This is a genomic window from Rhodococcus sp. (in: high G+C Gram-positive bacteria) (assembly GCF_049591685.1).
Lineage (GTDB): Bacteria > Actinomycetota > Actinomycetes > Mycobacteriales > Mycobacteriaceae > Rhodococcoides.
The window spans coordinates 1-3,820 of sequence record NZ_JBAWFH010000487.1; the positions used below are offsets into that span (position 1 = coordinate 1).

Annotated in this window: 2 protein-coding genes; one reads left to right on the top strand and one right to left on the bottom strand. The window is 65.2% G+C overall.

Annotated features, from left to right (window positions below; genetic code table 11):
• Positions 1 to 1,449 (bottom strand): acetyl-CoA carboxylase biotin carboxylase subunit (locus WBQ44_RS20095; protein ID WP_495568426.1); only part of this gene is annotated, 1,449 nt, incomplete at its 3' end.
• A 629-nt stretch (positions 1,450 to 2,078) separates the two neighbouring features.
• Here WBQ44_RS20095 and WBQ44_RS20100 point away from each other — a divergent pair.
• Positions 2,079 to 3,820, top strand: a 1,742-nt coding sequence (locus tag WBQ44_RS20100; RefSeq protein ID WP_495568427.1) for an AAA domain-containing protein, incomplete at its 3' end; no start/stop codon positions are given.

The following is a 3,820-nucleotide window of genomic DNA, read 5'->3' on the forward strand; positions in this document are numbered from 1 at the left end:
GCGCTCGTGTGCTTCGGCCGCGTCGTAGGCGTCGATGGCGGCTGCGACGATCGCGATGTCGGCGGTCGCGGTGGGGCCGGTCGCGGTGCCCGCGTCGCTGCGATCGAGCCAGCCGGTATCGGCGGACGCGGAGATTACTTCTTCCTTGTCGAGCAGCCCGAGAAGGAACGACTTCGTGGTCGTTCCGCCGTCGATGACGACGGTGGTTTCGCGTAGTGCGTTGCGCAGACGGGCCAGTGCCTCGTCGCGGTCGCGTCCCCAGGCGATGACCTTGGCGACCATCGAGTCGTAGTCGGGCGGGATGACATCGCCCTGGGCGATACCGGTATCGACGCGCAGGCCGGAGCCGAGCGGGAACTTCAGCAGTTCGACGGTGCCGGGCGCCGGAGCGAACCCGTTGTCGGCGTCTTCGGCGTTGAGGCGGGCTTCGACCGCGTGGCCGAACTCCGGCGGGCAATCACCTTCGAGGTGATCCCCGTTCGCGACGAGGATCTGCAGCTTGACCAGGTCGAGGCCCGTGGTGAACTCGGTGATGGGGTGCTCGACCTGCAGCCGGGTGTTGACCTCGAGGAAGGTGAAGATCTTCTGCTCGGGCTGGTAGAGGTATTCGACCGTTCCGGCTCCGCTGTAGCCGGCGGCGCGGACCAGTTCGCTCGAGACGGACCGGAGGTGGTCGGCCTGCTCCTTGGTCAGAACAGGCGAGCTGGACTCCTCGATGACCTTCTGGTTGCGGCGCTGAATCGAGCAGTCGCGGACCCCGGGCGCCCACACGTTGCCGTGGTTGTCGGCGATGACCTGCACTTCGACGTGGCGGGCGTCGGTGACCAGGCGTTCGATGAAGACGACGGGGTCGCCGAACGAGCGCTCCGCTTCGCCCTGAGTGCGTTCGAGAGCCAGTTCGAGTTCGTCCTCGCGCCAGACCTTGCGGATACCGCGGCCACCGCCGCCGCTGCGGGCCTTGATGATGAGCGGGTAGCCGATGGCCTGTGCGTGCCGACGAGCATCGGCCCTGGTCTCGACGGGGCCACCACTCCACGGAGCAACGGGGACGCCGACCTTCTCGGCGAGCAGTTTGGCTTCGACCTTGTCGCCCAGCAGACGCATCGCGTCGGCGGACGGGCCGATGAAGGTGATGTTCAGGCGGGCCACGATGTCGGCGAAGGCCGGGTCCTCGGCGACGAATCCCCAGCCGACCCACACCGCGTCGGCACCCGAAGAGATCAGGGCCCGCTCGAGCTCGGCGTAATCGAGGTATGCCGAACCCACCTCGGGCTTACGAAGGGTGACCGCTTCGTCGGCCTGACGAACGAACATCGCGCGCCGCTCGGCCTCGGTGTGCAACGCGACCGTCCGGATGCCGTAGTCGTGCTCGGCGTTGAGTTCTTTCACGGCCCTGATCAGGCGAACTGCCGCCTCGCCTCTGTTGACTACTGCAATCCGCTTGAACAACGTGTCTCTCTTCGTCTCGTGTGTGAAGTGGCTTGGTGCTCGACCGGGCGCGTCTCGTCGGCCCGTCGGGGTTCTTATCAGATTTCCGGCGTCCTGGCTGTCGATTACCGAAGTTGCCGCCCCGCCTGTGCCGGATGGGCATGCTACGAATGTCGACTTATTCTAGCCGCTCGCAGGGATATTGCCATGGTCAACGCGCATTTCGGCGAGTGTGACCGAAATCGCTTAGTTCAAAGATCAACCACGACAACGTTTTTCGGGAGTGTTCGTGAAGGTGCCGGGAAAATGTCGCGGAAGGCTTGACGTCATACTGACGAGTAGCGTTGTGAGAATTGACAATTCGCGGCTTCTGAACCATCAGCTTACCCGCGGGTACGTTACCGGCCGGTATCGCCTCGGTCGGCCGAAACCGTCCCTCTATAGGGGTGTGGCACGGGAGGGCGCGGCCGGGGTATGCCAACCCTGTGATTCGACCGCGCGAGTCGGGCGTCGCGTTGTGAGATGGCACGACGAACAGTCTCGAGGTTCGTAAGTGCTGATCGAAACCGTCTCGAACGCTAGTCTGACGCGTGTGTGCATACACCCGCCCTGATCGGGGGTGGTCGTTCGAGGATCGCAGGGGTTCCCAAGTGTCACCTTCATCGGTACCCGGTCGTGGCGACGCCAACGGCCAGGTCTCCGCGGACAGCTTCTTCTCCTCGGGCGGCGCGTTCTCGCAGGACGGTTCTTTTTCGCAAGACGTTCAGGGGCAGGTGCTGCGACTTCTCGAGTTCCTCCGCGAACTGGTCACCGCACGCACCGATCCAGTCCTGCGCTACGACGAACACCTGAGGATTCAGTGGATCGACGGAGAGTCCGGAGTCGCTCACCTCGACCGGAACGTCGTCGCAGGCGGAGTCGTCCTCCGAGCGTGTTCGGAGCAGGTCGAAGATCCCCCGATACTTCCCGAGCTACTGGTGGGTCGCGTCGTTCCCGCGATGGTGTCCGACAGCCGCTACCGGACGCTCGATCTGATCGAACCGCGGCTCGAGACTCCGGACGCCGATGCGGACGCCGATTCGCATGCCGACTTCGATGTGCGACGGGCCTACGAGGTAAGGCAGGCGTTCTCCTCGTACTCCGCAGCGTGGCAGACGTGGGCGGCGAACGACCGGAAGCTCAGACCGCGGGCGTCGCTCTATCACTCGCTACAGGCGATGCTGCAGGAGACGACCGCCCGGCCGGAGTCCGTCGAGGTCGTTCTCGCGTCCGGATTGCTCTCGATCGCCGCGACCGACGGTGATCGTGAGATCGACACGCACCTGATCACCCAGTCCGCAACGATCGAGCGCGATGTCCGCACCGGCGACCTCGTCGTCAAGCTCGTAGGCAACACCAAGCCCCGCCTCGAGGACACTCGCCTGCTGATGGGGCGGGCCGGGTACGACGCCGCTATGCAGCGGTCGGTCGCCGACGCAGTGGCCTCACCCCTGGATGTCGGCGTTCCGGCATTCCTGACGGAGTGGGCCGCGGCGACGCCGGCAGGCCCGTTCGTTGTCGCCGACGGGATGGACCGCCCGTCGACATTCGCCGCTCCTGATCGACCGACGTTGGCTTGTGCCCCGGCGTTGGTGTTGCGTGAGCGTGATTCCTTCGCACTGCTGGCCTACTACGAACAGATGATCGCCGATCTCGGTTCGGCCGGTGCGAGCGTTCCGCTGGGGCTGGCGCAGTTGGTCGAACCCATCGAACCTCGGGACCGTCTGCTCTGGCTCGAACGCAGCGGGGCTGCAGATGCGAGTGCGCTTGCCGCAGACCCGATGTTTCCTCTTCCCGCCAACGCCGAGCAGTCGCAGATCGTGCATCGACTCGGCCGCGACAGTGGCGTCGTCGTCGAGGGCCCACCCGGCACCGGCAAGACCCACACCATCGCCAATTTGATGTCGTCACTGCTCGCCCGAGGTCAGCGTGTTCTCGTCACCAGTGAGAAGTCACAAGCGTTGCGCGTTCTGCGGGACAAGCTGCCGCTCGAGATGCAGGAGCTGTGCGTCTCGATCACCGATCTTTCCCGTGGTGGTTCGGAGGAACTGGGTCGCAGCGTCGCCCGAATAGCGGATCGCAAAGCCGCGTACAACGATCTCGACGAGGCGGAGAAGATAGATTCGCTGCGGGCTCGACGGGACGAGGCGGTTGCAAAGCATGCTGCCTTGCTCGACGCCGTTGCCGAACTGCGCATGTCGGAAACCGTTGTGCACCCATATGTTTCGGATGGTTTCGACGGTACCGCCGCTACCGTCGTGCGCCGGGTCGCCGCTGCCCGGCAGGCGCACGAGTGGCTGCCGGGGCCGCTGTCGACGGACCGCCCACCGTTGAGCGGCACCCAGGTCGATCG